Origin of the sequence: Streptomyces sp. KM273126 (genome assembly GCF_004337435.2) — a bacterium.
GTDB lineage: Bacteria > Actinomycetota > Actinomycetes > Streptomycetales > Streptomycetaceae > Streptomyces > Streptomyces acidicola.
The window spans coordinates 1,160,622-1,187,341 of the sequence record NZ_SJXB02000001.1 but is presented as its reverse complement, the minus strand read 5'-3'; the positions used below and the strand labels follow the sequence as shown (position 1 = coordinate 1,187,341).

The 26,720-nt window shown below is 70.4% G+C and carries 24 protein-coding genes and 1 tRNA gene; 19 read left to right on the top strand and 6 right to left on the bottom strand.

Translation table 11 applies throughout. The features are described from left to right. Positions 1 to 157 precede the first annotated feature (157 nt). Positions 158 to 1,726, bottom strand: coding sequence for a potassium/proton antiporter (locus E0500_RS04995; protein ID WP_399118607.1), 1,569 nt, complete (start codon positions 1,724 to 1,726; stop codon positions 158 to 160). A gap of 201 nt (positions 1,727 to 1,927) precedes the next feature. On the opposite strand from E0500_RS04995, the gene E0500_RS04990 reads away from it, so the two are divergent. Further along, complete coding sequence (locus tag E0500_RS04990) at positions 1,928 to 4,768, top strand: penicillin acylase family protein (protein WP_131565405.1); 2,841 nt, start codon at positions 1,928 to 1,930, stop codon at positions 4,766 to 4,768. A gap of 97 nt (positions 4,769 to 4,865) precedes the next feature. On the opposite strand, the gene E0500_RS04985 is transcribed toward E0500_RS04990, so the two are convergent. Next, positions 4,866 to 5,453: a 5-formyltetrahydrofolate cyclo-ligase gene (locus tag E0500_RS04985; RefSeq protein WP_131565407.1), complete on the bottom strand. Its 588-nt coding sequence runs from the start codon at positions 5,451 to 5,453 to the stop codon at positions 4,866 to 4,868. A 133-nt stretch (positions 5,454 to 5,586) separates the two neighbouring features. Between E0500_RS04985 and galU the strand changes: the two genes are divergently transcribed. The 7 genes from galU (at position 5,587) to E0500_RS04950 (ending at position 11,595) form a co-directional block, all read left to right on the top strand. Further along, on the top strand, positions 5,587 to 6,489 hold the full coding sequence (gene galU / locus E0500_RS04980) for a UTP--glucose-1-phosphate uridylyltransferase GalU (protein WP_131565409.1): 903 nt from the start codon (positions 5,587 to 5,589) through the stop codon (positions 6,487 to 6,489). 5 nt (positions 6,490 to 6,494) lie between these two features. Further along, entirely contained in the window at positions 6,495 to 7,817 is a 1,323-nt protein-coding gene (gene glp, locus E0500_RS04975) for a gephyrin-like molybdotransferase Glp (protein ID WP_131565411.1), read from the top strand. A gap of 115 nt (positions 7,818 to 7,932) precedes the next feature. Next, positions 7,933 to 8,445 (top strand): cyclic pyranopterin monophosphate synthase MoaC, encoded by a 513-nt coding sequence (gene moaC / locus E0500_RS04970; RefSeq protein ID WP_131565413.1) that lies wholly within the window; start codon positions 7,933 to 7,935, stop codon positions 8,443 to 8,445. Beyond that, positions 8,442 to 9,059: a molybdenum cofactor biosynthesis protein B gene (locus E0500_RS04965; protein ID WP_131565415.1), complete on the top strand. Its 618-nt coding sequence runs from the start codon at positions 8,442 to 8,444 to the stop codon at positions 9,057 to 9,059. Before moaC ends, E0500_RS04965 begins: the two co-directional genes overlap by 4 nt. 20 nt (positions 9,060 to 9,079) lie before the next feature. Further along, complete coding sequence (locus E0500_RS04960; protein ID WP_181586877.1) at positions 9,080 to 9,724, top strand: GNAT family N-acetyltransferase; 645 nt, start codon at positions 9,080 to 9,082, stop codon at positions 9,722 to 9,724. A 173-nt stretch (positions 9,725 to 9,897) separates the two neighbouring features. Beyond that, a complete protein-coding gene (gene glpR / locus E0500_RS04955) occupies positions 9,898 to 11,322 on the top strand; it encodes a gephyrin-like molybdotransferase receptor GlpR (RefSeq protein ID WP_131565419.1) in 1,425 nt (474 codons plus the stop codon). Between the two features lie 199 nt (positions 11,323 to 11,521). Continuing rightward, positions 11,522 to 11,595: transfer RNA gene (locus E0500_RS04950), tRNA-Ala, on the top strand. Between the two features lie 115 nt (positions 11,596 to 11,710). On the opposite strand, the gene E0500_RS04945 is transcribed toward E0500_RS04950, so the two are convergent. Next, the gene (locus E0500_RS04945; protein ID WP_131565421.1) at positions 11,711 to 12,184 is read right to left on the bottom strand and encodes a MarR family winged helix-turn-helix transcriptional regulator; all 474 of its coding nucleotides are present in this window, start codon (positions 12,182 to 12,184) and stop codon (positions 11,711 to 11,713) included. 97 nt (positions 12,185 to 12,281) lie between these two features. Here E0500_RS04945 and E0500_RS04940 point away from each other — a divergent pair, with 97 nt between their 5' ends. The 4 genes from E0500_RS04940 (at position 12,282) to E0500_RS04925 (ending at position 16,651) form a co-directional block, all read left to right on the top strand. After that, positions 12,282 to 12,653: a cupin domain-containing protein gene (locus E0500_RS04940; RefSeq protein ID WP_309504957.1), complete on the top strand. Its 372-nt coding sequence runs from the start codon at positions 12,282 to 12,284 to the stop codon at positions 12,651 to 12,653. Between the two features lie 297 nt (positions 12,654 to 12,950). Next, positions 12,951 to 14,228: a sensor domain-containing protein gene (locus E0500_RS04935; RefSeq protein ID WP_131565425.1), complete on the top strand. Its 1,278-nt coding sequence runs from the start codon at positions 12,951 to 12,953 to the stop codon at positions 14,226 to 14,228. Positions 14,229 to 14,275: 47 nt separating this feature from the next. Further along, the gene (locus E0500_RS04930) at positions 14,276 to 14,920 is read left to right on the top strand and encodes a response regulator transcription factor (RefSeq protein WP_131565427.1); all 645 of its coding nucleotides are present in this window, start codon (positions 14,276 to 14,278) and stop codon (positions 14,918 to 14,920) included. 261 nt (positions 14,921 to 15,181) lie between these two features. Then, the gene (locus E0500_RS04925) at positions 15,182 to 16,651 is read left to right on the top strand and encodes a family 43 glycosylhydrolase (RefSeq protein ID WP_131565441.1); all 1,470 of its coding nucleotides are present in this window, start codon (positions 15,182 to 15,184) and stop codon (positions 16,649 to 16,651) included. A 33-nt stretch (positions 16,652 to 16,684) separates the two neighbouring features. Here E0500_RS04925 and E0500_RS04920 read toward each other — a convergent pair whose 3' ends face one another. Next, entirely contained in the window at positions 16,685 to 17,161 is a 477-nt protein-coding gene (locus E0500_RS04920; RefSeq protein WP_131565430.1) for a GNAT family N-acetyltransferase, read from the bottom strand. Positions 17,162 to 17,209: 48 nt separating this feature from the next. Beyond that, positions 17,210 to 17,386 (bottom strand): hypothetical protein, encoded by a 177-nt coding sequence (locus E0500_RS04915; RefSeq protein WP_165935057.1) that lies wholly within the window; start codon positions 17,384 to 17,386, stop codon positions 17,210 to 17,212. On the opposite strand from E0500_RS04915, the gene E0500_RS04910 reads away from it, so the two are divergent. Both E0500_RS04910 and E0500_RS04905 read left to right on the top strand, forming a co-directional pair. Then, positions 17,385 to 17,726: a hypothetical protein gene (locus tag E0500_RS04910; RefSeq protein WP_131565432.1), complete on the top strand. Its 342-nt coding sequence runs from the start codon at positions 17,385 to 17,387 to the stop codon at positions 17,724 to 17,726. The genes E0500_RS04915 and E0500_RS04910 overlap by 2 nt on opposite strands. A 189-nt stretch (positions 17,727 to 17,915) precedes the next feature. Continuing rightward, positions 17,916 to 18,740, top strand: coding sequence for an exodeoxyribonuclease III (locus tag E0500_RS04905; protein ID WP_131565434.1), 825 nt, complete (start codon positions 17,916 to 17,918; stop codon positions 18,738 to 18,740). Between the two features lie 67 nt (positions 18,741 to 18,807). Here the strand turns inward: E0500_RS04905 and E0500_RS04900 are convergent, their stop codons facing one another. Beyond that, positions 18,808 to 19,434: a MerR family transcriptional regulator gene (locus E0500_RS04900; RefSeq protein WP_131565443.1), complete on the bottom strand. Its 627-nt coding sequence runs from the start codon at positions 19,432 to 19,434 to the stop codon at positions 18,808 to 18,810. A 373-nt stretch (positions 19,435 to 19,807) separates the two neighbouring features. Here E0500_RS04900 and E0500_RS04895 point away from each other — a divergent pair, with 373 nt between their 5' ends. From E0500_RS04895 to E0500_RS04875, 5 genes are all read left to right on the top strand, one after another. Next, on the top strand, positions 19,808 to 21,331 hold the full coding sequence (locus E0500_RS04895; RefSeq protein WP_309504956.1) for an NAD(P)/FAD-dependent oxidoreductase: 1,524 nt from the start codon (positions 19,808 to 19,810) through the stop codon (positions 21,329 to 21,331). After that, the gene (locus tag E0500_RS04890) at positions 21,328 to 22,329 is read left to right on the top strand and encodes an alpha/beta fold hydrolase (protein WP_131568615.1); all 1,002 of its coding nucleotides are present in this window, start codon (positions 21,328 to 21,330) and stop codon (positions 22,327 to 22,329) included. Before E0500_RS04895 ends, E0500_RS04890 begins: the two co-directional genes overlap by 4 nt. Next, on the top strand, positions 22,326 to 23,231 hold the full coding sequence (locus tag E0500_RS04885; protein WP_131568613.1) for an SDR family oxidoreductase: 906 nt from the start codon (positions 22,326 to 22,328) through the stop codon (positions 23,229 to 23,231). Before E0500_RS04890 ends, E0500_RS04885 begins: the two co-directional genes overlap by 4 nt. Positions 23,232 to 23,387: 156 nt before the next feature. Continuing rightward, on the top strand, positions 23,388 to 23,987 hold the full coding sequence (locus E0500_RS04880) for a TetR/AcrR family transcriptional regulator (RefSeq protein ID WP_131568611.1): 600 nt from the start codon (positions 23,388 to 23,390) through the stop codon (positions 23,985 to 23,987). Positions 23,988 to 24,217: 230 nt separating this feature from the next. Beyond that, on the top strand, positions 24,218 to 26,587 hold the full coding sequence (locus E0500_RS04875; RefSeq protein WP_131568609.1) for an MMPL family transporter: 2,370 nt from the start codon (positions 24,218 to 24,220) through the stop codon (positions 26,585 to 26,587). The last annotated feature ends 133 nt before the right edge of the window (positions 26,588 to 26,720 follow it).

The window sequence follows — 26,720 nt, the reverse complement described above, 5'->3', positions numbered from 1 at the left end:
CCACTGCGAGGAGGCGTCCCGGCCGCCATACGGTCGCGCCAGCTCTGCGTCAGGCAGAGGTGGTTCGATCAGGGTGCGCCTTCATAGTACAGAGTGATGTTGCCGTTCTCCTGTGAAAGTGAGCGCCACCAGACAGCCGACCTGGGATTGCGGCGGGTTATGAGCGCGCCCCGCCGTTCGGCGTCCCCAGCCAGCCGGCCAGCTTGCCGCCCAGGCCGACCGCCCGCAGGCGCCGTTCCGCCGCGTCCCGGACGGGGTCCGTGGCCACCACGAGCAGTTCGTCACCGCGTCGCAGCACCGTGCTCGGCAGGGGGACGAACGACGTGCCCTCCCGGACGACGAGCGTGACGGCCGCGCCGGCGGGCAGCCGGAGCTCGCTGATCTCGACGCCGTGCATCTTCGAGCCCTCCGGGATCGCCACGGACAGCAGGTGCCCGCGCAGCCGCTCCAGGGGTGCCGACTCGATGCCCAGGTCGGCCGCCTCGGGGCCCCCGCCCAGACGCAGCTTCCGGGCCAGCCAGGGCAGTGTGGGCCCCTGGACGAGGGTGTAGACGACCACGAGCACGAAGACGATGTTGAAGATCCGACGGCTCGCCTCGACCTCGTTCACCATGGGGATGGTGGCCAGGATGATGGGCACCGCGCCGCGCAGCCCGGCCCAGGACAGCAGCGCCTGCTCCGGCCAGGGCACCCGGAACGGCAGCAGCGCCACGACGACGCTCACCGGCCGGGCCACTATCGTCAGCACCAGGCCGATGATGAGCGCGGGCACGATGTCGGCGCCCATCTCGTGCGGGGTCACGAGCAGGCCGAGCAGGACGAACATGCCGATCTGGGCGATCCAGCCGACTCCCTCGGCGAAGCCGCGCGTGGCGGGCCAGTGCGGCAGCCTGGCGTTGCCGAGCACCATGGAGGCCAGGTAGACGGCGAGGAAGCCGCTGCCGTGGGCGAGCGCACCGGCCGCGTACGCCGTGACGGCGATGGCCATGACGGCGATCGGGTAGAGACCGGAGGCGGGCAGGGCCACGTGCCGCAGCCCGAACGCGCCGAGCCAGCCCACCGCGAGGCCGATGGCCGCGCCGATGGCCAGCTCCAGGGCTATCTCCCCGACCAGTACGTACCAGTGCTCCACCGGTCCGGCCATGGAGAAGGAGACGACGAGGATGACCACCGGGGCGTCGTTGAAGCCGGACTCGGCCTCCAGGGTGCCCGTCAGGTGCGCGGGCAGGGGGATCTTCCGCAGGACGGAGAAGACCGCGGCCGCGTCCGTCGAGGACACCACCGCGCCGATGATGAGCGACTGCCGCCATTCCAGCCCGATCAGGTAGTGCGCGCCCGCGGCTGTCACGCCGACGCTCACCGCGACGCCGACCAGTGCCAGCGAGGTGGCGGCCGGGAGGGCCGGTTTGATCTCCTTCCACTTCGTGCCGAGGCCGCCCTCCGCGAGGATCACGACGAGGGCCGCGTAGCCGATGACCTGGGTCATCTCCGCGTTGTTGAACTGGATGTTCCCGAGCCCGTCCTGGCCCATGGCGACGCCGATGCCCAGGTAGACGAGCAGGCTGGGGAGCCCGCTGCGCGAAGAGATACGAACCGCTGCCACCGCGACGAGCAGAACGAGCGAGCACACGAGCAGGAGCTGGTTGAGGTGGTGGACAGTCAGCGGCGGTCCCTTCTCGCGGGTCCGGGCAGATGGATACCAGCACGTGAAGGCGATCGTCGGCACGCACTTCAGTGCAAGTACTTCGTTACCTTACCTAACTCTTGACGTTTTCTTGACGCTCGGGAGTGGCAAGATCGAACGCCCGTACGTGCTGGTTGCCGACTCCGCGTCAAGTTGTCTCGCGCCCTGCGCCTATGGTTGCTCCTGCGCTCAGTTAAAAGCACAGCCCGGCCTGCCGCTCGCATTAGGACAGCAAGGACAGCGATGCCCCCCAACACCACCGCCTCTTCCGGTCAGCAGCCCGGCAAGTCCGGCAGGAAGAAGGGGCGCAGAGCCCGCCTGCTCGTGATCGTCCTGGTCCTGGCCATCATCGGAGGCGTCGGCTACGGGTCGTACTGGTCGATCAGCACCGTGCGCGCCTCGTTCCCGCAGACCAAGGGTTCGATCAAGCTGGACGGCCTGTCCGGGCCGGTCGACGTCCAGCGCGACGACTACGGGATCCCGCAGATCTACGCGTCCACCGACGAGGACCTGTTCATGGCGCAGGGCTACGTCCAGGCGCAGGACCGGTTCTACGAGATGGACGTGCGCCGCCACATGACCGCGGGCCGTCTGTCCGAGATGTTCGGCAAGGGGCAGATCGCCAACGACGCGTTCCTGCGCACCATGGGCTGGGACAGGGTGGCGCAGAAGGAGTACGACACCAAGCTGTCCGCCGAGACGAAGAGGTACCTCCAGGCCTACGCCAAGGGTGTCAACGCCTACCTGCGGGGCAAGGACGGCAAGGACATCTCCCTGGAGTACGTGGCCCTCGGTTTCAGCAACGAGTACAAGCCCGAGGAGTGGACCCCGGTCGACTCGATCTCGTGGCTGAAGGCGATGGCCTGGGACCTGCGCGGCAACATGCAGGACGAGATCGACCGCGCCCTGATGACCAGCCGCCTGGGCCCGAAGCAGATCGCCGACCTGTACCCGGAGTACCCGTACAACCGGAACAAGGCGATCATCCGCGAGGGCGGGTACGACGAGTTCGCCGGAACGTGGGCCCAAGGGGCCCAAGGGGCGCAGGGAACACAGGGGGCGCAGGGTACGCAGGGCTCCGGAAGCTCCGCTCAGAGCGGTGCGGGCACGGGCGGCGGCGGAGTCTCCGCGGGAACCGCGGGGACCGCAGGGGCCACAGGGGCCGCAGGGACGGCCGGCACCTCCTCGGCCCTCCAGTCGCAGCTCTCGGGCCTCTACAGGGTGCTGGAGGACGTGCCCGAGGCCGTCGGCGTGAACGGCAACGGCATCGGGTCCAACTCCTGGGTCGTCTCCGGCGACCACACCATCAGCGGCAAGCCGCTGCTCGCCAACGACCCGCACCTGTCGGCCTCGCTGCCGTCCGTCTGGTACCAGATGGGCCTGCACTGCAAGGCGATCTCCCAGAAGTGCCAGTACAACGTGTCCGGCTACACGTTCGCCGGTATGCCCGGCGTGATAATCGGCCACAACGAGGACATCGCCTGGGGCATGACCAACTCCGGCGTCGACGTCACGGACCTCTACCTGGAGAAGCTCACCGGGAACGGCTACGAGTACGACGGCAAGGTGCGCTCCTTCGAAACCCGCGAGGAGACCATCGCGGTCGCCGGCGGCAGGTCCAAGAAGATCGTCGTCCGCACGACCAACAACGGCCCCCTCCTGTCGGACCGGGACGACGAGCTCCTGAAGGTCGGCAAGAAGGCCACCGTCAACACCGCCGCCCCCGACCGCGGCGACGGCTACGCCATCGCGCTGCGCTGGACCGCGCTGGACCCGGGCACCTCCATGGACGCGGTGTTCGCCATCAACAAGGCCAAGAACTGGGCAGGCTTCCGCAAGGCCGCCGCCCTGTTCGACGTGCCCTCGCAGAACCTGGTCTACGCCGACAGGGAGGACAACATCGGCTACCAGCTGCCGGGCAGGATCCCGATCCGCGGCGAGGGCGACGGCTCGCTCCCGGCGGCGGGCTGGGACTCCAAGTACCGCTGGACCGGCTACATCAAGCAGGACGAACTGCCGTACGAGTACAACCCGGACCGCGGCTACATCGTCACCGCCAACCAGGCCGTCGTCGACAAGGACAAGTACCCCTACACGCTCACCACGGACTGGGGCTACGGCACGCGCAGCCAGCGGCTCGCCGACCTGATCGACTCGAAGATCAAGGGCGGCGGGAAGATCTCGACCGAGGACATGCGGCAGATGCAGCTGGACAACAGCAGCGAGGTCGCCCGGCTGCTGGTGCCCAAGCTGCTGAAGATCGACGTCGAGGACAAGAGCGTCCGGGAGACGCAGAAGCTGCTGGAGGGCTGGGACTACACCCAGGACGCCGACTCGGCGGCGGCCGCGTACTTCAACGCGGTCTGGCGCAACATCCTCAAGCTTGCCTTCGGCAACAAGCTGCCCAAGGAGCTGCGGGTCAAGGGACAGTGCCTCACGGTCGATCCGGTCGACACGACCGGCCCCGCGGACGAGGACCAGAAGGTGCGCGAGTGCGGTGAGCGCGACGCGGACCAGGCACAGCCGGACGGCGGCGACCGCTGGTTCGAGACGGTCCGCAGGATCATCGACGACGAGGACAACGACTGGTGGTCGGCGCCCGGCACGCGGACCGAGGAGCCGGCCACCACCCGTGACGAACTGTTCGAGCGGGCCATGGACGACGCCCGCTGGGAGCTGACCGCCAAGCTCGGCAAGGACATCGACACCTGGAACTGGGGCCGGCTGCACCGCCTGTTCCTGAAGAACCAGACCCTGGGCACCGATGGCCCCGGCTTCCTGCAGTACATGCTCAACCGCGGCCCCTGGAATCTCGGCGGCGGCGAGGCCACGGTCAACGCGACCGGCTGGAACGCGGCCGGCGGCTACGGCGTCGTCTGGGTCCCGTCGATGCGCATGGTGGTCAACCTCGGGGACCTCGACAAGTCCAAGTGGATCAACCTCACCGGTGCCTCCGGACACGCCTACAGCGCCCACTACACGGACCAGACGGACAAGTGGGCCAAGGGCGAGCTGCTGACCTGGCCCTTCTCGCAGAAGGCGGTCGACGCGAACACGAAGGACACGCTGCTGCTGAAGCCGTGACTCCGCTCGCCTGACGCATGCCGGTGAAAGGGCCCTCTACGCGCGCGTAGAGGGCCCTTTCCGTGCGAGAGGGGCGCCCTGAGAACTCCTCTCGGTTCTAAGGGCAGGCGGTCCGGAAGCGCCGTACTCCCGAAGGGGTCACCACCGCGTGCACAGGACGGTCATGGGGCTCCTCCGGCACGCGGTCGACGACCTCCGTGTCGTACAGGAGCACCACCAGCGCAGGATCGGCCCCCGCGCGCTCCAGACGGGCGAGAACACGGTCGTACGAGCCGCCGCCGCGCCCCAGGCGCATCCCGCGGGCGTCCACGGCGAGACCGGGCAGCAGGACGGCGTCGGCCCGCTCGACGGCCGCGGGGCCGAGGCGCTCGCCGGCCGGCTCCAACAGGGCCATCTTTCCGCCGTGCTGGACACGCACCAGGGAACCCTCGCCCTCGTACGCGCCCCAGTCGAGGTCGTTGTCCTCCATCAGGACCGGCAGCAGAACACGCACCCCGCGCGCGTGGAGCGCGTCGAGAAGCGCGAGGGTGCCCGGTTCGTTCCCGACGGAGACGTATGCCGCGACCGTGCGGGCCTGTGCCAGTTCGGGCAGGCCGAGCGCACGGACGGCAAGAGCGTCTGCGGCTCTCCCGACGTCATCCGCCGTCAACCCTTTCCTCACCGTGAGGAAGCCCTGCCGCAACATTCGCTTGGCAGGGTTGCTTCCACGCCTCATCCGGCTCACAGACTGCTCCCGTAGTGTTCATGGCGGGCTCATATGAGTGCGAATTAACCGGAGCCACAGATTCTGCACAAAGGCACCGGATAGGGTTGCGCGCATGACTGACTCGAACCTCAGGATCACCAAGGCTGTCATCCCCGCAGCCGGCCTCGGCACCCGGTTCCTGCCCGCCACCAAAGCCACTCCCAAAGAAATGCTGCCGGTCGTCGACAAGCCGGCGATCCAGTACGTGGTCGAAGAGGCGGTGTCCGCGGGGCTCGACGACGTCCTCATGATCACCGGTCGTAACAAGCGTCCCCTGGAGGACCACTTCGACCGCAACTACGAGCTGGAGTCCGCCCTCCAGAGGAAGGGCGACGCCGGCCGGCTCGCCCGGGTCCAGGAGTCCAGCGACCTCGCCACCATGCACTACGTCCGCCAGGGCGACCCCAAGGGCCTCGGCCACGCCGTCCTGTGCGCGGCCCCGCACGTCGGCCAGGAGCCCTTCGCCGTCCTCCTCGGCGACGACCTCATCGACCCGCGCGACCCCCTGCTCCAGCGCATGGTCGAGGTCCAGGCGCAGCACGGCGGCAGCGTCGTCGCGCTCCTGGAGGTCGCCCCCGAGCAGATCCACCTCTACGGGTGCGCGGCCATCGACGCCACCGAGGACAGCGACGTCGTCAGGGTCACGGGCATGGTCGAGAAGCCCGAGCAGGCGGACGCCCCCTCGAACTACGCGATCATCGGCCGCTACGTCCTCGCCCCGCAGATCTTCGACATCCTCCGCAAGACCGAGCCCGGCCGCGGCGGCGAGATCCAGCTCACCGACGCCCTCCAGCAGCTCGCCGCCGACGAGAAGCTGGGCGGCCCCGTCCACGGCGTCGTCTTCAAGGGCCGCCGCTATGACACCGGTGACCGCGGCGACTACCTGCGTGCCATTGTCCGACTCGCATGCGAACGTGAAGACCTGGGCCCGGACTTCCGGACCTGGCTTCGCAGTTACGTAGCCGAGGAGATGTAGCGACTTTGAGCAGCGCCCCGACCCGCGACACCGGCCAGGACCACGTCTGGACGGTGACCGAGCACCTGGAGGACATCCTCGCCACCGTCCGCCCCCTGGAACCCATCGAGCTGCAACTCCTCGACGCCCTGGGCTGCGTCCTGGTCGAGGACGTCACGGTGCCGCTGTCGCTGCCGCCGTTCGACAACAGCTCGATGGACGGGTACGCGGTGCGGGTCGCGGACATCGCGGGCGCGAGCGAGGAGTACCCCGCCGTCCTGACCGTGATCGGCGACGTGGCCGCGGGCCAGGGCGAGCAGCCGCACGTGGGACCCGGCGAGGCCGCCCGCATCATGACCGGCGCCCCGCTGCCGCCCGGCGCCGAGACCGTCGTCCCCGTGGAGTGGACCGACGGCGGCCTCGGCCAGGGGCCCGTCTCCCGGATGCGCGCCCACAGCGCCAGCCCCGAGGGTGCCTCCGGGCAGGTCGCCGTCCACCGCGCGGCCGAGGCACGCGCGCACGTGCGGGACAAGGGCAGTGATGTGAAGGCCGGCGACCGGGCCCTGGCGGCGGGCACGATCCTCGGCCCGCCGCAGATCGGGCTGCTCGCCGCGATCGGCCGCGCCACGGTCCGCGTGCGCCCCCGCCCGCGCGTGGTCGTCCTGTCCACCGGCAGCGAACTCGTCCAGCCCGGCGAGAAGTTGGACCCCGGCCAGATCTACGACTCCAACAGCTTCGCCCTGACCGCAGCCGCCCGCGACGCCGGAGCGATCGCCTACCGGGTCGGCGCCGTCACCGACGACGCCGAGATCCTCCGCGCCACCATCGAGGACCAGCTCGTCCGCGCCGACCTGCTCGTCACCACGGGCGGGGTGAGCGTCGGAGCGTACGACGTCGTCAAGGAGGCCCTCCAGTCCGTCGGCGACGAGGACGAGGCCGGCAGCGGCGTCGAGTTCCGCAAGCTCGCCATGCAGCCCGGCAAGCCCCAGGGCTTCGGCTCCATCGGCCCCGACCACACCCCGCTGCTCGCCCTGCCGGGCAACCCGGTGTCGTCGTACGTCTCCTTCGAACTGTTCGTACGGCCCGCCATCCGCGCCCTGATGGGACTGGAGGACCTCCACCGGCCCTCCACCCGCGCGACGCTGGAGGCGCCCAAGGCGCTGACCTCGCCCGCCGGGCGCCGGCAGTTCCTGCGCGGGACGTACGCCGACGGGAAGGTCACCCCCGTAGGGGGTGCCGGATCGCACCTGGTCGCGGCCCTCGCCCTTGCCGATGCGCTGATCGTGGTCCCCGAGGACGTGGAGTCGGTCGAGCCCGGCAGCGAGGTCCAGGTCGTCCTCCTCGGCTGACCACCCCGGGGCCAGGGAGAACCGGCTCCGCGAGGCCGCTGAAGTTGGCGTACCGTGTCGCGCACAACAGGCCGTGCGCCCACCGCGACGGCCCTGACCGGGAGCGCCACACCACATGACTGTGCCTTCCCGGGGGGAGACCCCCGGACCGCCTGCGGACGACCGACTGACGCACATCGACGAGGCGGGAGCCGCCCGCATGGTCGATGTGTCCGGGAAGGACGTGACCGCGCGCACCGCCCGCGCCAGCGGCCGGGTCCTGGTCTCACCGCGCGTGGTCGAGCTGCTGCGGGGCGAGGGGTTGCCCAAGGGCGACGCCCTCGCCACCGCGCGGATCGCCGGGATCATGGGCGCCAAGCGCACCCCCGAACTCATCCCGCTCTGCCACCCGTTGTCGGTGTCGGGTGTCAAGCTTGATCTGTCGGTCGCGGACGACGCCGTCGAGATCCTGGCCACCGTGAAGACGACTGACCGCACGGGCGTGGAGATGGAGGCCCTCACCGCGGTCAGCGTGGCGGCGCTCACCGTGGTCGACATGGTCAAGGCAGTCGACAAGGGGGCGGTCATCACGGACGTACGCGTCGAGGAGAAGACCGGCGGGAAGTCCGGCGACTGGAGCCGGGAATGACCGGTTCCCCGTCGCTGGGCGGCGCCCTGGTCGCACCGTACGCGGCCCTGGTGGTGACCGCGTCCAACCGGGCGGCGGCCGGGGTGTACGAGGACAAGGGCGGCCCCCTGATCGTGGAGGGGCTCGGCAGGCTGGGCTTCGCCGTCGACGGCCCGCAGGTCGTCCCCGACGGCGACCCGGTGGCACAGGCGCTGAGAGCGGGTGTGGACGCCGGGTACGACCTCATCGTGACCACCGGCGGAACCGGCATCTCACCCACCGACCGGACCCCCGAGGCCACCCGGAGCGTCCTCGACCACGAGGTGCCGGGCATTGCGGAGGCCATCAGGGCGTTCGGCCGTCAGAAGGTGCCCACGGCGGTGCTGTCCCGTGGGCTCGCGGGCGTCGCACGCGGGACACTGATCGTGAACCTTCCGGGCTCCACCGGCGGCGTGAAGGACGGGCTGGCGGTACTGGAGCCCCTGCTGGTCCACGCCGTCGACCAGATCCGAGGCGGGGACCACCCCAGACCCGGCGGGGCCACGGAAGCCGCCGGGCACAGGCCCGGCGGGGCCGTCACGGACGGCCCCGGAGCCGCCCCGGAGCGTCCCGGACCGAGTGGGGGTGCGAGCTGAACAGCCCATCCTGGCCCGCCGTGCTGGTGGACGGCGACATCGTCCTCCGGCCCATAAAGCTGCGCGACCAGCGGGCCTGGCGCGAGGTCAACCGGCGCAACCGGGACTGGCTGCGGCCCTGGGAGGCGACGATTCCGCCGCCCACGCCCGGCGGCCCGATCACCCACCGGCCGACCTACCGCCAGATGGTCCGCCATCTGCGCGCGGAGGGCAACGCGGGCCGGATGCTGCCGTTCGTGATCGAGTACCAGGGCCGGCTCGTCGGACAGTTGACGGTCGCCGGGATCACCTGGGGCTCGATGTGCTCCGGACACATCGGCTACTGGGTGGACGAGGCGGTCGCCGGGCGGGGCGTGATGCCGACGGCCGTGGCCCTCGTGGTCGACCACTGCTTTCGCGTCGTCGGTCTGCACCGCATCGAAGTCTGTATTCGCCCCGAGAACGGGCCCAGCCGCCGGGTCGTGGAGAAACTCGGATTCCGCGAGGAAGGGCTTCGTCCACGATATCTTCACATCGACGGGGCCTGGCGCGACCATCTCGTCTTCGCGCTCACCGCCGAAGAGGTCCCCGACGGTCTGCTGGCCCGCTGGCAGCGGCTACGCGCGGGGAACGCTCCGCGGAGCAGCACATCGCAGAACACTTCCGGCGAGTCTCCCCGCAAATGAAATACTTGTTCGAAATTGATCGCCCGCCGATCGTCCGGGGACGTTAATTTCGCACCACCAGTGTCCTGTTGATCACATCGGTCGCAAAAAAAGCTCGAAATATCAGCCAGATCGTGCGACACACCGGAGCAATTGGCAGATGGCCCCAAGCAAACCCCTCTACCGTGTGAGGCGTGAGCAGCAGCGGCCTCATCTACGCAGTCATCGTCGGGGCCTGGGCCGCCTACTTGGTGCCGATGTGGCTCCGTAGGCAGGACGAGCTGAACGAAGCCCGTCCGACGGAACGCTTCAGCACCGCCATCCGGCTGCTTTCCGGACGGGCGGGCATGGAGCGCCGGTACGCCAAGGACCTGCAGGCGCGCTCCACCGACGAGGGGGAGCGCAACGCCGACCCGGATGCCGTCACCGACTCGGTGGACGTCCGGGCCTACGCCATGCCCCCGTACCGTCCGCAGACCAGGACGCAGCTTCCGGTGGAGCCGGGCGAGCCCAAGGGCAAGGGCGGCACACTTCAGGGTGGTGCGCCCCAGGGGAGCGCCAGGTCCGGGGTGTCCACGGGTGCCAGGCCGGTGCCGCAGCAGGCACAGCCGGACGGCAAGGCACAGCCGGGCAGCAAGGCGAAGTCAGGCGGCAAGGCGAAGCCGGGCGGCAAGGCACAGCCCCAGTCGTCGCAGGCTTCGCCGCCGTCCAAGGCCGCCGGGAAGTCGGCATCGGGTGTGCGCGGGCCACGTGGGACATCGGCGGAGTCGGCCGCACGCGCCCGGCGCTTGAAGGTGCTCGCGCGCCGACGGCGTACGACCGTCATGCTCTTCCTCGCCTTCACGTGCGGAGCGATCGTCGCGGCGGTCGGAGGGCTCGCCTTCCTGTGGGCGCCCGGCGTACCGGCGGTGCTGCTGAGCGCGTACATCGCGTACCTGCGCACCCAGGAGCGGCGGCGGTTCGCGTACACCATGGACCGGCGCCGGGCCGAGGTGGCGGCACAGCGGCTGCGTGAGCGCCAGCCCCGGCGGCGCCCGACGCCCGACGTGGACGCCGACGAGCCGGAGGACGGACCAGAGACCGGGACGAACCCGGGCCTCTCCGCGCTCGCGGCCGACCGCCGCGCCCTCGTCGAGCAGACCGACCACGCGGAGTGGGTCGACCAGCAGCGCGAGCGGCAGCGCCGCCCCGGCCAAGGGGACAGCTGGGACCCGGTTCCGGTCCCGCTCCCCACGTATGTGACCGCGCCGGTCGCACCGCGTGCCACACCGGACGTGGACCTGGGCGCGCCGGACTCGTGGAGCTCGGCGCGGTCGAGCGCGGTGGGGTCGGGCGCTGCGGGTACTGCGAGTACTGCGGCAGCGGCGGGTACGGCCGGTACCGGAAGGGGTGCCGACACCAGCACCAGCACCGGTGCCGCTGCCGGGCAGGAGCCCGAGTCCTCCACGCCCGCGGCTGCCGATGCGGCCGAGGAGGGCCCGACGGGCACCGGCTCCTCCGGCGACAGCCGCTGCGATGCCCGCCGTGCCGCGTCCGCGCGCCGGGCCCGGGAGCGGGGGCGCACCCCGCTGTTCGACCAGTACGAGGACGGCGACCGGCCGCGGGCCGCCAACGAGTAGGTCCGCGGTGTGCCGGAGGACCGATGCCGTGCGCGCTGACGCCCCGGCAGGTCGGGCGGTGTGTTGTCTCCCGGCCCCTTCTCGGCGGTCCCGGCCCCTTCTCGGTTGGCGACGGGGTGCGCGAGCGGGGTGCCGTTGACCAGCGCGGAACGGATTTCCAAGCAGCCGGATGGGGATGCTAGAGTTTCACTCGTTGCAAGGGCCTGTGGCGCAGTCCGGTAGCGCACCTCGTTCGCATCGAGGGGGCCAGGGGTTCAAATCCCCTCAGGTCCACGCACACAGTTCAGAGCCCCGGTCGGGATCACCGACCGGGGCTTTGACGTGTCGTGCGGCAGTGCCGTACCGAAGTCCCGTACAGCAGCCTCGTGCAGCAGTGAAGCGGGCCGCCTCACCAGACCGGGCGCAGGGGCGGGATCGCGTCGCCCGCCAACGAGCGGATGATGGCGGCGAGTTCGGCCCGTGGGACGTCCAGGCCCACGTCCTGGAGCTGTTTGCCCAGCTGTCCCTCCAGCTCGTGGAGGATGCGTCCGGCCACGGAGAGGTGTTCCTGGGCCTTGCCGGTCAGGACGACCAGCTTGCGGCGGCCTCCCGCGGGGTGCGGGCGGCGTTCGACGTAACCGCGCTTCTCCAGGTCGTCGATGATCTGGCCCGCGGCCTGTTTGGTGACCCCGAGGCGCTCGGCCAGTTCACTGCTCGTCGCGCCGGCGCCTCGGAGGGCCTGGAAGACCAGGCCGTGCACGGGGCGCAGTTCGGCATAGCCGGCGGCGTCCACGCGGCTCACGAACTCGGAGAGGACGAGCTGGAAGGCCATCCCGAGCAGGAAGGTCAGCTCGGTGTTCTCAAGGGGGTCGCGGGTCCTCATCGCCTCATCTTGACACACACATGTAAAGCCACTTTACTCGACGCCGGAAGTAGTGAGTAAAGGTGCTTTACATGTGAGTCGTGGAGGCGTTGTGTACGTGGTCAGTGAGAGTGAGCAGCGGACGACCAGGACTCCGGCCGGCGAGGTGTTCGGCCTGGCGGGGCCCAGTCAGGGCAGTACGGAGGTCAGCACCTGGCGGATGGCGCTCGGGGTCGGTATGTCCACGCCGGTGCACATCATCGACCGGGAGCAGGTGTGGATGCCCCTGTCCGGCACGTTCGAGGTCGACGTGGACGGCCGGGTCGAGCGGGTCGGAGCCGGGCAGGCGGTGATCCTCGCCGCGGGGACGGTGCGGCAGCTCACGGCAGTCGGGGGCGGACCCGCCGAGGCGCTGGTCGCCATGGCTGTCGGGGGCAGGGCGATGGTGCCCGGCAGCGAGGACAAGATCCCCCTGCCGTGGGCGGAGTGATCCGACCAGCATCGAAGGCATCGAAGGCATCGAAGGCATCGAAGGCATCGAAGGCACCGAATGCAGTGGAATGCATTGGAGTGCCTCGGGAAGTCTAGACAAGTTCCTTTCCGTAAGTTCCTTTCCTCCCGCCCGGGTTCGAGCGTGAAGGTAGGGCCGCCCCTACCTCTGCCCCACCCACTGGGCCCATGGCCGCAGGCTGTTCGCCCTTCTACGGTGATCCGTGTGATCCGCGTGATCCGTGCGTTCGGTACGCACCCTCGGAATGTTCGGAGTGTTCGGAATGTGTGGCAGGCCATGTCCGGGCCGCACTACCTCGTGTCGTCGTGGCCGTGGCGGGCCGTCGGGTATCTGGTGTCCGGCGCGCTCGCCGGGGCCGTGGTCCTGGTGGGGATCGTGGTGCTCGTGGCGGCCGGTGGGGTGCTGGCCGTCGTGCTGGTCGGGGTGCCCCTTCTCGGGCTCACCGTGCTCGTCGGGGTGCCCGTGGCGTCGCTGGAGCGGCTCCGGCTGGGGCTGATCGACCGGGACCCGGTGCCCGGCGCGCATGATGTGCCCGCCGGGCCGGGGCCGTGGCTCTGGTACACCACCCGGCTGCGTGAGCAGCTGACCTGGCGGGAACTCGGCTACGCGGTGCTGTTCGCGGGCCTGCTGTGGCCGGTCGAGGCGCTCGTGGTCACGGTGACCCTGCTCATCCCGGGGTCGATGGTCGCCGCCCCGCTGCTGATGGCCACGGTGGGCGACGGCCAGGAGGTGAAGGTGCTCAAGCAGTGGACGGTCACCACATGGCCGGCCGCCTTCGGGGTCGCCGTGCTGGGCGTCGTACTGCTGGCGGTCGGGGCGTACGTCCTCGGGGTCGCCGCCGGGGCCAGGGCCGGGCTGACCCGGCTGCTGATCGCACCGCGCGACGCGGACCTGGGGGCCAAGGTCGTCGAACTGACCCGCTCCCGGGTGCGGTTGGTGGACGCCTTCGAGGCGGAGCGGCGCCGTATCGAGCGCGATCTGCACGACGGCGCCCAACAGCGCCTGGTCGCACTGACGATGACGCTCGGGCTGGCCCGGCTGGACGCACCGCCGGGACCGCTGGCCGACCAGCTCGCCCAGGCCCACGAGGAGGCCGGCAACGCTCTGGCCGAACTGCGCGAGCTCGTCCACGGCATCCATCCCAAGGTCCTCGCCGACTTCGGGCTGGAAGCCGCGGTCGGCGATGCCGCGGACCGCAACCCCGTGCCTGTGGACGTGGATCTGGACCTGCCCGGACGCCTGCCCCGGGCCGTGGAGACAGCCGCGTACTTCGTGGTCTGCGAGGCCCTCGCCAACGTGGCCAAGCACAGCGGGGCGAGCCGGGCCGAGGTCGGCGGAGAGTACGAGAACGGGCGGCTCCACCTCCGGGTGAGCGATGACGGGCGCGGTGGCGCGAGCGCGGACGGCGGCAGCGGGCTGACCGGACTCGCCGACCGGGTGTCGGTCCTCGATGGCAGACTTTCCCTGTCCAGCCCGCCGGGCGGACCGACCCTGTTGAGCGTGGAGATTCCTTGCCGGACGGCCGAGTTGACCGAGTTGACCGAGTTGAAGTAGTTGGTCGAGGGGTTCCCGCGGTCCGAGCGGTCCGATCGCTTCGCGTAGTGCTGGCCGAGGACAGCGTGCTGTTGCGGGACGGGCTCACCGGTCTGCTCACCCGCTTCGGCCACGAGGTGGTGGCGGCCGTCGGGGACGCCGAGGCGCTGCTCGCCGCGGTCGCCGAGCACGAGCCGGACGTCGTGGTGACGGACGTACGGATGCCCCCGGGATTCCAGGACGAGGGGCTGCGGGCGGCGGTGCGGCTGCGCACCCCGGCCGAGGGGGCCCGGCCCGCGCTGCCGGTGCTGGTCCTCAGCCAGTACGTGCAGCGGGAGTACGCCGCCGAGTTGCTGGACTCCGGCGACGGGTCGGGCGTCGGCTATCTGCTCAAGGACCGGGTCGGGCAGGTCGAGGAGTTCGTGGACGCGCTGGGCGAGGTCGCGTCCGGCGGAACGGTCGTCGACCCCGAGGTCGTACGGCAGTTGCTGCGCCGCCGACGCGATCCGCTGGCCCGGCTCACGCCGCGCGAGCGGGAGGTGCTGGCGCTGGTCGCGCAGGGCCGATCCAACGGCGCCATCGCACGCGAGCTGGTCGTCACCGAGGCCGCCGTCGGCAAGCACATCGGCAGCATCCTCACCAAGCTGGACCTGCCCCCGGCCGACGACACCCACCGCCGGGTCCTGGCGGTGCTGGCGTTTCTGAGGGCTTAAGGACTCAAGGACTCAAGGGCTTCCCGGCTTCCGGGCTTCCGGGCTTGAGCGTTCGGGAGTCCGGTTCCGTCGTCGTATCCATTGACGCCACTCCCGACTCACCTCTACCTTCTGGCCGAAGTTACGCACGAAGTTCGAGATGTCGAACGAACGAGTCGCCGCCGGAAGGGACTTGCCGTGCTCCGCACCCGCACTCGCACCCGCACCAGCATCCGAACCCGCACTCGCACTCGCAGACGCGCACGCACCCGTCACTGGTCGATCCTCGGAGCAGTCCTGCTGTCCCTGCTCGCGTCACTGTCGCTCGTCGTCACGCAGCCCACCGTCGCGGCCGTCGGCAAGCCGTACACCAACCCGGTCAAGGCGCAGAAGGGCGCCGACCCCTGGCTGGAGTACTACAACGGCAGCTACTACCTGGTGACGACCTCGTTCACGGGTGAGCTGACCATGCGGAAGTCGCCGACGCTGGCCGGGCTGTCCACCGCGCCGAGTGTCCAGGTGTGGTCCGACTCCACCACGGGCCGCAACTCCAACTTCTGGGCGCCCGAGATCCACTTCCTCGACGGCAAGTGGTACCTGTACTACTCGGCGGGCAACCGCGGCACCGCGTGCTGTGACTCGCAGCGCACGCACGTGCTGGAGAGCGCGGGCTCCGACCCGATGGGGCCGTACTCGTACAAGAACAGCCTCACCGGGTCCAACCTCACTCCCGGCGGCTGGCTCATCGACGCCAGCGTGCTGCGGCACGGCAACAGGCTGTACCTGGTCGGCAGCGGCTTCATCGGCGGCGGCGCGCAGAGCCTGGTCATCGCGCCCATGAGCAACCCGTACACGTTGGCGAGCTCCACCTTCACGATCATCTCCAGCCCCACGCTGGGCTGGGAGACCTCCGGAGCCCCGGTCAACGAGGGTCCCGAGCCGCTGTACCGCGACGGCCGGACCTTCCTGACCTTCTCCGCCAGCTCCTGCCAGACCCCCGACTACAAGCTGGGCCGGCTGGAACTCACCGGCAGCGACCCGCTCAACCCCGCCTCCTGGACCAAGAAGCAGACGCCGGTCTTCCAGCGCAACGACGCGGCCGGGGTCTACGGGCCCGGCCACAACGGGTTCTTCACCTCGCCCGACGGCACCGAGAACTGGATCGTCTACCACGGCAACAGCACGTCGAACGGCGGCTGCGGCAACGCCCGCACCACGCGCGCCCAGAAGTTCACATGGAACGCCGACGGCACGCCCGACTTCGGTACGCCCGTGGCGCTCGGCACCACCCTGGCCGGCCCCTCCGGAGAGACCGCGACGACTCCGACCGCGTACACGCTGGTCAACCGCAACAGCGGCAAGTGCCTGGACGTCAACGGCGGCGGCACCGCCGACGGCGCGAACATCCTCCAGTGGACGTGCAACGGCGGCGCCAACCAGAAGTGGCGCATCGAGGACATGGCCGACGACACCAGCCGCCTGGTGAACGTGGCCACCGGCAAGGTCATGGACGTCGCCGACTGCTCCTCCGCCGACGGCGCCGACATCCGCCAGTGGTCCTGGCTCAACAACGACTGCCAGCGGTACCGGCTCGCCTACACCGGCGGGGACCACGTCCGGATCGTCAACGCCGCCACCGGCAAGGTCGCCGACGTCGCCGACTGCGGCACGGGCGACGGCGTGGACGTGCGTCAGTGGAGCTGGCTGAACAACAACTGCCAGCAGTGGCGGATCGTGCCCACCACCGCCTGAGCCCGGCGCAAGCGGCGGGCTTCTACAGTCCGCCTACAGCTGCTTCGCGAAGCACATGCTCAGCTCGTGGAAGCGGTAGTAACCGAACTTGGCGCACGGCTCGTAGCCGCTGGAGGTGTACAGGCCGACGGCCTCGGGCTGCTTCGCGCCCGTCTCCAGCACCATACGGACGCGGCCCGCCGCGCGGGCGTCGTCCTCCAGGGCGGCCAGGATGCGGCGGGCCAGCCCTTTGCCGCGCGCCTCCTCGACGACGTACATCCGCTTGACCTCGGCGTCACCGTCCAGGTTCCCCTCGCTGTTCTCGTCCTGCGCGCGCCAGCCGCCCGTCGCCACGGCTGTGCCGGACTCGTCGTAGGCGATGAGGTACAGCCCCCGCGGCGGCTCGAAGTCGGCCCGGTCGAGCGGGGTGGCGTCGCCGTCGTCCTCGTACCGGACGGCGTACTCGGCCTGCACCTGGTCGTTGAGTCTGACGGCGTCCGGGTGGTCGAAGGAGACGACGCGTATATTCATGCCGGATATCGTACATCTATGCGGTGGCGGTGGCGGTGGCGGTAGCGGTTAGGGTCGCCCGTCCCGTCCCGTCTCGTCGGCCCCCTCGGTAACGGCGTCGGCGAGGTCGAACAGGTCGCGCTCGACGGCGAGGGCGGCGTCGAGGTCGCGGTGAGCTGCTGCTCGGCACAGCGTACGGACCTCGTACCGTTCTCGGCGATGTCGTTGTGCGGGAGAGGTGAGCATGGGACGCGGGTGGGGTTGGCTGGGCATCGCCGTGGGTGCGGCCGCGGTGCTGGGACTGCTGGCGATACCCCACGGCAGTGGGGGCAACGCTTACGGCGGCGCCATATGCGCGTCGGTGATCGGGGGTCCGGACGGTGATCAGCCCATCGTCACGCTCATATCCGGGGTCGACGAGGCGGACACCAAGGAGGCCATCCGCACCGGCCTGCTGGATTGCGAACGCCTACGAGGCAGCCGCCTCGGCTGGGCCCTGGCGGTGGCCACCCCCACGGCCGTACTTCTCGGCGGTCTCCTGGCCACCCTCCCGCCCCGGGGCCGTCGGGCGGAGGGCGCCCTGTAGGGCGACGCTCCCCACTCGCGGTGCGAAACGGCGCGCTGCGGCAGCTTGCCCGCCGTGTGGTCGTCGACCGCACTGACGAGGGTGTGAGGGTAGCCGTGCATCCCATTGGGAGCCGGACCCATGGGAGGAGGCGCGGGGCGACGTGCGCGCCGGGTAGCGTACGTGTCCGCTGTTACACGGGAGAGTGTTTTGCTGACTGTGACCTCTGTGAATGTGAACGGGCTCCGGGCCGCCGCGAAGAAGGGCTTCGTGGAGTGGCTCGCGGGAACCTCCGCGGACGTGCTGTGTCTGCAGGAGGTGCGCGCCGAGCCCCAGCAGCTGCCGGCGGAGGTCCGGGAGCCGGACGGCTGGCACGTCGTGCACGCGCCCGCCGCGGCGAAGGGCCGGGCCGGGGTGTCCCTCTACACCCGCCGTGAACCCGAGCGCGTCCAGGTCGGTTTCGGCTCGGCCGAGTTCGACGGGAGCGGCCGGTACGTGGAGGCCGACCTGCCCGGCGTCACCGTCGCCAGCCTCTACCTCCCCTCCGGCGAGGTCGGCACCGAGCGGCAGGACGAGAAGGTGCGGTTCATGGGGGAGTTCCTCGCCTATCTGAAGGAACTGCGCGAGCGCTCCGCCGCCGACGGGCGCCATGTCGTGGTCTGCGGCGACTGGAACATCGCCCACCAGCAGGCCGACCTGAAGAACTGGCGCGGGAACCAGAAGAACTCCGGGTTCCTGCCGGAGGAGCGCGAGTGGCTCGGGCGCGTCCTCGACCCCGACGAGGGTGGGTACGTCGATGTCGTCCGGGCTCTGCATCCGGACGTTGAGGGTCCGTACACGTGGTGGTCGTACCGGGGGCGGGCCTTTGACAATGATTCAGGTTGGAGGATCGACCTCGCGGTCGCGACTCCCGGACTTGCCCGGCGTGCGGTCAAGGCATACGTGGAGCGGGCCGCCAGCCATGCGGAGCGCTGGTCCGACCATGCTCCGGTGACGGTGGTCTTCGAGTCCTCAGCCCTCAGTCCTCAGTCCTGAGCCCTCAGCCCTCAGTCCTGAGCCCTCAGCCCTCAGCTCTGAGCTCTGAGGAGAACGGTGCGGGGCGTTACCGCTGCCTCTGCAGCCACCGGTCCAGCGCCATCGACACCTCCGCCTCCACCACGCTCTTGGCCAGTGGCCGCAGCCTCTGGAGGTCCTCGGTCGTTCGGCCGGGCTGGGCGAGGACGAGTTCGGTGAAGAGTTCGGCCAGCGCGTCGGCGTGGGACCGGACCTGTTTGGCGGCCGCCAGCACGTCGGCCAGTGGGATGCCCTCGCGGACCAGGGCCGCCGAAGTGTCCAGGAGGCGGCGGCTGATGTGGACGATCTCACCGCCGTCGGTGCCGAGATAGCCGAGGTCCAGGGCGACGGCGAGGTTCTCGGGGGTCGCCTGGCCGCCGAAGCGGTCGGCGAGTTCCTCGGGGGAGAGCCGGACCGGCACCTCCTCGGAGGGGGCGCCCAGGCCCAGCAGTTCGGCCACGTCGCGGCCGTGGTCGAAGGCCTCGGCGAGTTCGGCTATGCCGCTGAGGGTGTGGCCGCGCTCCAGGAGGGCCGCGATCGTGTGCAGTCGGGCCAGGTGTGTGTCGTCGTACCAGGCGATACGGCCCTCGCGGCGGGGCGGCGGGATCAGCTTGCGCTCCCGGTAGAAGCGCACGGTGCGCACTGTGATGCCGGCCACCTCGGCCAGTTCCTCCATGCGGTACTCGCGTCGTCCGCCGTGTTCTCCCGATCGGTCAGCCACGCCAGAAGCCTATGTTGTGCTGTAAGTAACTTCGTTGGTTCCGTCCCTACCCAGCAGTACGGTCCTGCCTTACCCTCCCCATTGCGCCAGTGTTCACTGGCGCGGTAGCGAGGCCGGTGCGAGGCAAGGAGGCGTCGGGATGGCCGAGCAGGGGCAGGAACGGGGGCGGGGGCAGCAGGGGGATCGCGAGGGCGACGGGCATAACGCGCCTGGCGGGCTTGACAGTCTTAATGGACGTAACGGGCTTAATGGACGTAACGGCCGTGATGGGCTTAACGGCCGTGATGGGCGCGGGCGTGGGCTTGAGCACGGGCGCGAGCATGTGCGGGTGGCCGTCGTCGGCACCGGGTTCGGCGGGCTGGGCGCCGCCGTGCGGTTGCGGCGTGCCGGTGTCACCGACTTCGTCGTCCTGGAACGGGCCGACTCCGTAGGCGGCACCTGGCGCGACAACAGCTACCCGGGCTGCGCCTGTGACGTGCCGTCCCACCTCTACTCGTTCTCCTTCGCGCCCAACCCCGACTGGCCGCGCACCTTCTCCGGGCAGGAGCACATCCGCGCCTACCTCGAACACGTCGCGGACGTCTTCCGGCTTCGCCCGCACATCCGCTTCAACTCGGAGGTGAAGCGAATGACATGGGACAGAGAGCGGCTCTGGTGGGACATCGAAACCAGCGGTGGCCGGCTGTGCGCCGATGTCGTCGTCTCCGCCACCGGCCCCCTCTCCGACCCCAGGATTCCGGACGTACCCGGGATCGACTCCTTTCCCGGCAAGGTCTTCCACTCGGCCCGCTGGGACCACGACTACGACCTGCGCGGCAAGCGGGTCGCGATGGTCGGCACGGGCGCGTCCGCCATCCAGATCGTGCCGGAGATCCAGCCGCGGGTCGGCCGCCTCACCCTCTTCCAGCGCACGCCGCCCTGGGTGATGCCCCGCGTCGACCGTGCCATCAGCGGCATCGAGCGCCGGCTGCACAGGCAACTGCCCTTCACCACGCGGCTCAGGCGCGGATTCCTGTGGGGGGTACGGGAGTTGCAGGTCCAGGCGTTCACCAAGCGCCCGGGTGAGCTGGGCCTGGTCGAGCGCATGGCCGAGCGGAACATGGCCCGCGCCGTCAAGGACCCGGCCCTGCGCGCGAAACTCACGCCCGACTACCGCATCGGCTGCAAGCGCATCCTGCTGTCGAACACCTACTACCCGGCGCTGACGCGGCCCAACGTCGACGTCGTGGCCTCCTCACTCGCCGAGATCGACGGCTCCACCGTCATCGCCGCCGACGGCACCCGCGCCGAGGTCGACGCCATCGTGTTCGGCACCGGCTTCCACGTCACCGACATGCCCATCGCCGAACGGGTCGTGGGCGGAGACGGGCGCACGCTCGCCGAAGCCTGGGCGGAGGGCGGCATGCGGTCCCTGCGCGGAGCCTCGGCCGCAGGCTTCCCCAACTGGTTGACGGTCATCGGTCCCAACACGGGACTCGGGAACTCCAGCATGATCCTGGTGATCGAGTCCCAGCTGAACTACATGGTCGACTTCCTGCGGCAGTTGGGGGCGCTCGGCGGCCGTGTCGCCCTCGACGCCCGCCCGTCCGCCGTCACCGCCTGGAACCTCAGGGTCCAGGAACGCATGAAGCGCACCGTGTGGAGCACGGGCGGCTGCACCAGCTGGTACCTCGACGCGAGCGGCCGCAACACGACCATCTGGCCGGGCACGACGACGGAGTTCCGGGGCGCCACGCGCCGCGTGCACCTGGGCGAGTACGAGGTACTGCGCGCGCCGGACCCATCGGCTGCCGTACCCCGGCCGGCCACGGACAAGTCCCGTACGACGAGGAAGACGGAGGCAGGAGCGTGACCCGACTGACGAGTGTGAAGAGCGGCCCGTACGCACCTCCCGTCCCCGTACAGGAGGTGACCGCGGTCTCCGCCGACGGCGCCCGGCTGCACGTGGAGGTGCACGGCCCCGAGGACGCACCCGCCGTGGTGCTCGCCCACGGCTGGACCTGCTCGACCGCCTTCTGGGCGGCGCAGATCCGGGACCTGGCCGCCGACCACCGGGTGATCGCCTACGACCAGCGCGGTCACGGGCGTACCCCGGCCGCCACCACCTGCAGCACGGACACGCTCGCCGACGACCTGGAGGCGGTGCTGACGGTCACGCTCGCACCCGGTGAACAGGCCGTGGTCGCGGGCCACTCCATGGGCGGGATGACCGTGATGGCCGCCTCCGCGCGGCCGGCGTTCCGGGAGCACGTCTCGGCGGCCCTGCTGCTGAGCACGGGCAGTTCGAACCTCGTCGCCGAGTCACTCGTCGTCCCGATCCGCCCGGGACGGCTGCGCACCTGGCTCACCCGGAAGCTCCTCGGCTTCCGGTTTCCGCTCGGGCCGGTCACACCGGTCGCCAAGGCGGTCCTCAAGTACGGGACGATGGGCGTCGGTGCGTCGCCGTTGATGGTCGAGGCGTGTGCCCGTATCGCGCACGCCTGCCCGAGCCGGGTGCGTTACACCTGGGCCCACGTGCTCGATCTGCTCGACCTCGACGACGGCGTACGGGAGTTGCGGGTGCCCACGGCCGTCGTCGTCGGTACGTCGGACCGGCTGACCCCGCCCGTGCACTCGCGTGCGATGGCCGCCGTGCTGCCCGAGTGCGTCGGCCTCACCGAGCTGACGGGCGTCGGGCACATGACGCCGGTGGAGGCGCCCGAGCTGGTGTGCTCGCGGATCAGGGAGCTCGTCACCGCGTATGTCACCAGCGCGAGCGGGGCCGGAGCCAGTGCCGGGGCTGGGGCCGGTACCGGTACCGGCCTCGGTATCGGCATGGGTATGGGCATCGGCGAGGAGGCGAGTGCGTGAGCGACAGGGGGAGGGACAGAGGGAAGGGCAGGGGGAGCCTGGCCGGGCGGGTCGCGGTCGTCACGGGCGCCGCGCGGGGCGTCGGTGAACTCCTCGCCCGCAAGCTCTCGGCGCGTGGCGTCAAGGTCGCCCTCGTCGGCCTCGAACCGGACGCGCTGAAGCAGGTCTCGGAGCGGCTGCACGGCGAGAGCGCGTACTGGCACGCCGACGTCACCGACCAGGAGGCCATGACACGGGTGGCCCGGGAGGTGAAGGAACGCTTCGGCAGGATCGACGTCGTGGTCGCCAACGCGGGGGTCGCGAGTGCTGGTCCCTTCGCCGCCTCCGACCCCGAGGCGTGGCGCCGGGTCATCGAGGTGAACCTCGTGGGCTCGGCGGTCACGGCCCGCGCCTTCCTGCCCGAGCTGATGGCGAGCCGGGGCTATCTGCTCCAGGTCGCCTCGCTCGCGGCGATCACCCCGGCGCCCATGATGAGCGCGTACTGCGCCTCCAAGTCGGGCGTGGAGGCTTACGCGCACTGCCTGCGCGCCGAGGTGGGACACAAAGGTGTGGGTGTCGGGGTGGCGTACCTGTCGTGGACCGACACGGACATGGTGCGGGGCGCCGATCAGGACGACGTCATGCGGGAGTTGCGGCAGCGGCTGCCGTGGCCGGCCGGGAAGACGTATCCGCCGGGCCCTGCGGTCGACCGGCTCGTGGCGGGCATCGAACGGCGGTCGGCGCACGTCTACGGCCAGTGGTGGCTGCGCGGGATGCAGGGCGTGCGGGGGTACCTGCCCGGGATCATCGCGACGGTCGGGCGGCGGGACATTCGGAGGTTCGAGCCGCGGCTGACGGGCGTTCGTACGGGTTTGGTGGGGGCGGGGGGAGCGGCGGACGAGCGGGAGCGCGGCACCGCGTGACCCAGGACACGTACGAAACCGTTTCGTTTCGCTGAGTCCCGGGGTATCGTCATGAGTGTACGAAACCGTTTCGTTCGGAACGGTGTCGGGCGGCAGTGCTCCCACTAGGCTGTCCCCGGGCCGGCCCGAACACGGAGTGGGAAAGAGGAGAGTGGGATGACTGAGACCGCGACGGTGCGCCGCAGTCGGATCACGCCCGAGCGCGAGGCCGAGCTGTACACGGCCGTGCTCGACCTGCTCCGGGAAGTCGGCTACGACGCCCTGACCATGGACGCCGTGGCCGCCCGCACCCGCTCCAGCAAGGCCACCCTCTACCGCCAGTGGGGCGGCAAGGCCGAACTGGTGGCGAAGGCCATGCGGTTCAGCAAGCCGGGCGGCTTCGCCGACGTCGACACCGGGTCGCTGAGAGGCGATCTCCACGCCCTCGTCGGGCGTGCGGACGACTGCGTCATCGAACAGAACTCCGCGCTGATGCGGGGCCTGTTCATGGTGGTGCACACGAACCCCGAACTGCTGCAGGCATTCCGGGAGTTCCTCATCGATCCGGAGTTGGCGGAGTTCCGCCGGATGGTCCAGCGTGCCGTCGACCGGGGAGAAGTCCCTGCGGACAGCCCGGCGATCGAGTACGTGGTGCACATGATGCTCGGTGCCTTCGTCACCCGGACGCTGCTCGACGAGCTGCCGCCGACGCAGGAGTTCGCCCTTTCGTACATCGACGCCGTGATCCTCCCCGCCCTCGGCGTGCGAACTCACTGAGAACTCGAACTCACTGAGAACCCGAACTCACTGAAAAAACCCCGCAGTCACTGCCTCACCGGCAGCTGAGTACCACCTGACGCGACCGCTCACGTCGTCGGGCTGATCAGCCCTGTCCCCGCACGGGCACACCGACCCCGCCTCCCCGCGAGTCGATCACCCCTGCCCTCGTACCGGCTGATCTCCCCTGCCCGCATGCTCATCCACGACCTGAACGGGAGTACGCCCCCGTGGCCACGTTCCTCTACAAACTCGGCCGACTCGCCTTCCGGCGACGGCATTTCGTCGCCCTGATCTGGGTGGCCCTGCTGACCCTCGCCGGCGTCGGGGCGGCGAGCGCGCCCGCCGCGGGCTCCGCCTCGTTCTCGATCCCCGGCACCGAGGCCCAGAAGACCTTCGACCTGCTGGAACAGCGGTTCCCCGGCTCCAGCGCCGACGGAGCGACCGCGCGCGTCGTGTTCAAGGCGCCCGCGGGCGAGAAGATGACGGACGCCGGCAACAAAGTGACCGTCGAGCAGGCCGTCAGGGAGCTGGGCACCGGCTCCGAGGTCGCCTCCGTGACCGACCCGTACAAGACCAGGTCCCTCAGCAAGGACGGGACGATCGCGTACGCGCAGGTCAGCTACAAGGTCCCCGGCATGGAGCTGGAGGACTCCTCCAAGGACGCCCTGGAGACGAGCGCGGACGACGCCCGGGATGCCGGGCTGACCGTGGAGATCGGCGGTGACGCGCTCCAGGCGGTCCCGGCCACCGGCGCCGCGGAGATCATCGGCATCGCCGTCGCCGCGGTCGTCCTGGTCGTCACCCTCGGGTCGCTGGTGGCGGCCGGACTGCCGCTGCTGACCGCGATCATCGGTGTGGGCATCGGCGTCGCGACCATCACCGCTCTCGCCAACGCGCTCGACCTCGGCAGTACGACCTCGATTCTCGCGTCGATGATCGGCCTCGCCGTCGGCATCGACTACGCGCTGTTCATCGTGTCCCGGTACCGGGGCGAGCTGGCCGAGGGCCGTGAGCGCGAGGACGCGGCCGGGCGGGCCGTCGGCACCGCCGGCTCGGCGGTGGTCTTCGCGGGTCTGACGGTCGTGATCGCCCTCGTCGGCCTCGCCGTCGTCAACATCCCGATGCTGACCAAGATGGGCATCGCGGCGGCGGGCACGGTCGCCATCGCCGTCCTCATCGCGCTGACCATGATCCCGGCGCTGCTCGGGTACGCGGGCCGCAGGGTCCAGCCGGCGGGCGGGAAGAGCAGGCTGCTGGGCCGGGGGAAGGCCGCGAAGAACGCGGGGACCTCGGAGGCCTCGGAGACCCCGGGGACCGGTAGGAACGCGGTGAGCCCGGCGACCGCGAAGGACGCGGCCGGTGCGGCCGGAGCGATCGGCACGGAGAACGCTCAGGGCTCCGTGATCCCGCAGCGCTCGGCGACCACCCAGGCCGCCGAGGCCAAGCCGAACATGGGAACCCGCTGGGCGAGGTTCGTCGTCCGCCGTCCGATCGCCGTGCTCGTGCTCGCCGTGGTCGGTCTCGGCGCGGCGGCCCTCCCGGCGGCCCAGCTGGAGCTGGGCCTGCCCGACGACGGCTCGCAGCCGACGTCCACGACGCAGCGCCGGGCGTACGACCTGCTCTCGGAGGGCTTCGGGCCCGGCTTCAACGGTCCGCTGATGGTCGTGGTCGACGCCAAGTCCAGCGACGACCCGGAGTCGGCCGCCACCACGGTGTCGGACGAGATCAAGGGCCTGAAGGGCGTCGTGTCCGTCGCGCCCGCCACGTTCAACAAGTCCGGCGACACCGCGATGATCACCGTGATCCCGGACTCCAAGCCGTCCTCGACGCAGACCGAGGACCTGGTGCACGAGATCCGTGACGCGGGCGCGGACATCAAGGCCGACACGGACGCACAGGTCCTGGTCACCGGCGCCACGGCGATGAACATCGACTTCTCGCAGAAGCTGAACGACGCGCTGCTCCCATACCTGGCGCTGGTGGTGGGCCTCGCGTTCCTGCTCCTCATCGTGGTCTTCCGCTCGATCCTGGTCCCGCTGAAGGCGGCCCTCGGCTTCCTCCTCAGCGTGCTCGCCGCACTCGGCGCGGTGGTGGCCGTCTTCCAGTGGGGCTGGCTGTCCGGCCTCATGGGCGTCGAGGAGACCGGCCCGATCATGTCGATGATGCCGATCTTCATGGTCGGTGTGGTGTTCGGCCTCTCGATGGACTACGAGGTGTTCCTCGTGACCCGGATGCGCGAGGCGTACGTCCACGGCGAGCGCCCCGGGCAGGCGGTGGTGACCGGCTTCAAGCACGGCGCCCGGGTCGTCACGGCCGCGGCGGTGATCATGATGGCGGTCTTCGCGGGCTTCATCGGCTCCACCGAGCAGATGGTCAAGATGATCGGCTTCGGCCTCGCCGTCGCCGTCTTCTTCGACGCCTTCGTCGTCCGCATGACCATCGTCCCGGCGGTGCTGGCGCTGCTCGGCAAGAAGGCCTGGTGGCTGCCGAAGTGGCTGGACCGCGCGCTGCCGAACGTCGACATCGAGGGCGAGGGCCTGCGCGACACGTCCGACGACCGTCCGAAGGACGAGGACCGGGAGCTCGTGCGCGTCTGACGCGACGGCCCCGACCCCGGCCCCGGTGAAGAGGGGGCCGGTGAGGACCAGCCGGTGAGGGCTCCGTGGGGACGGGGGTGCCCTCACCGGCTTCTCTCTGTGCACCAGCTGTGCACCAGCCGGGCCGTTGTCA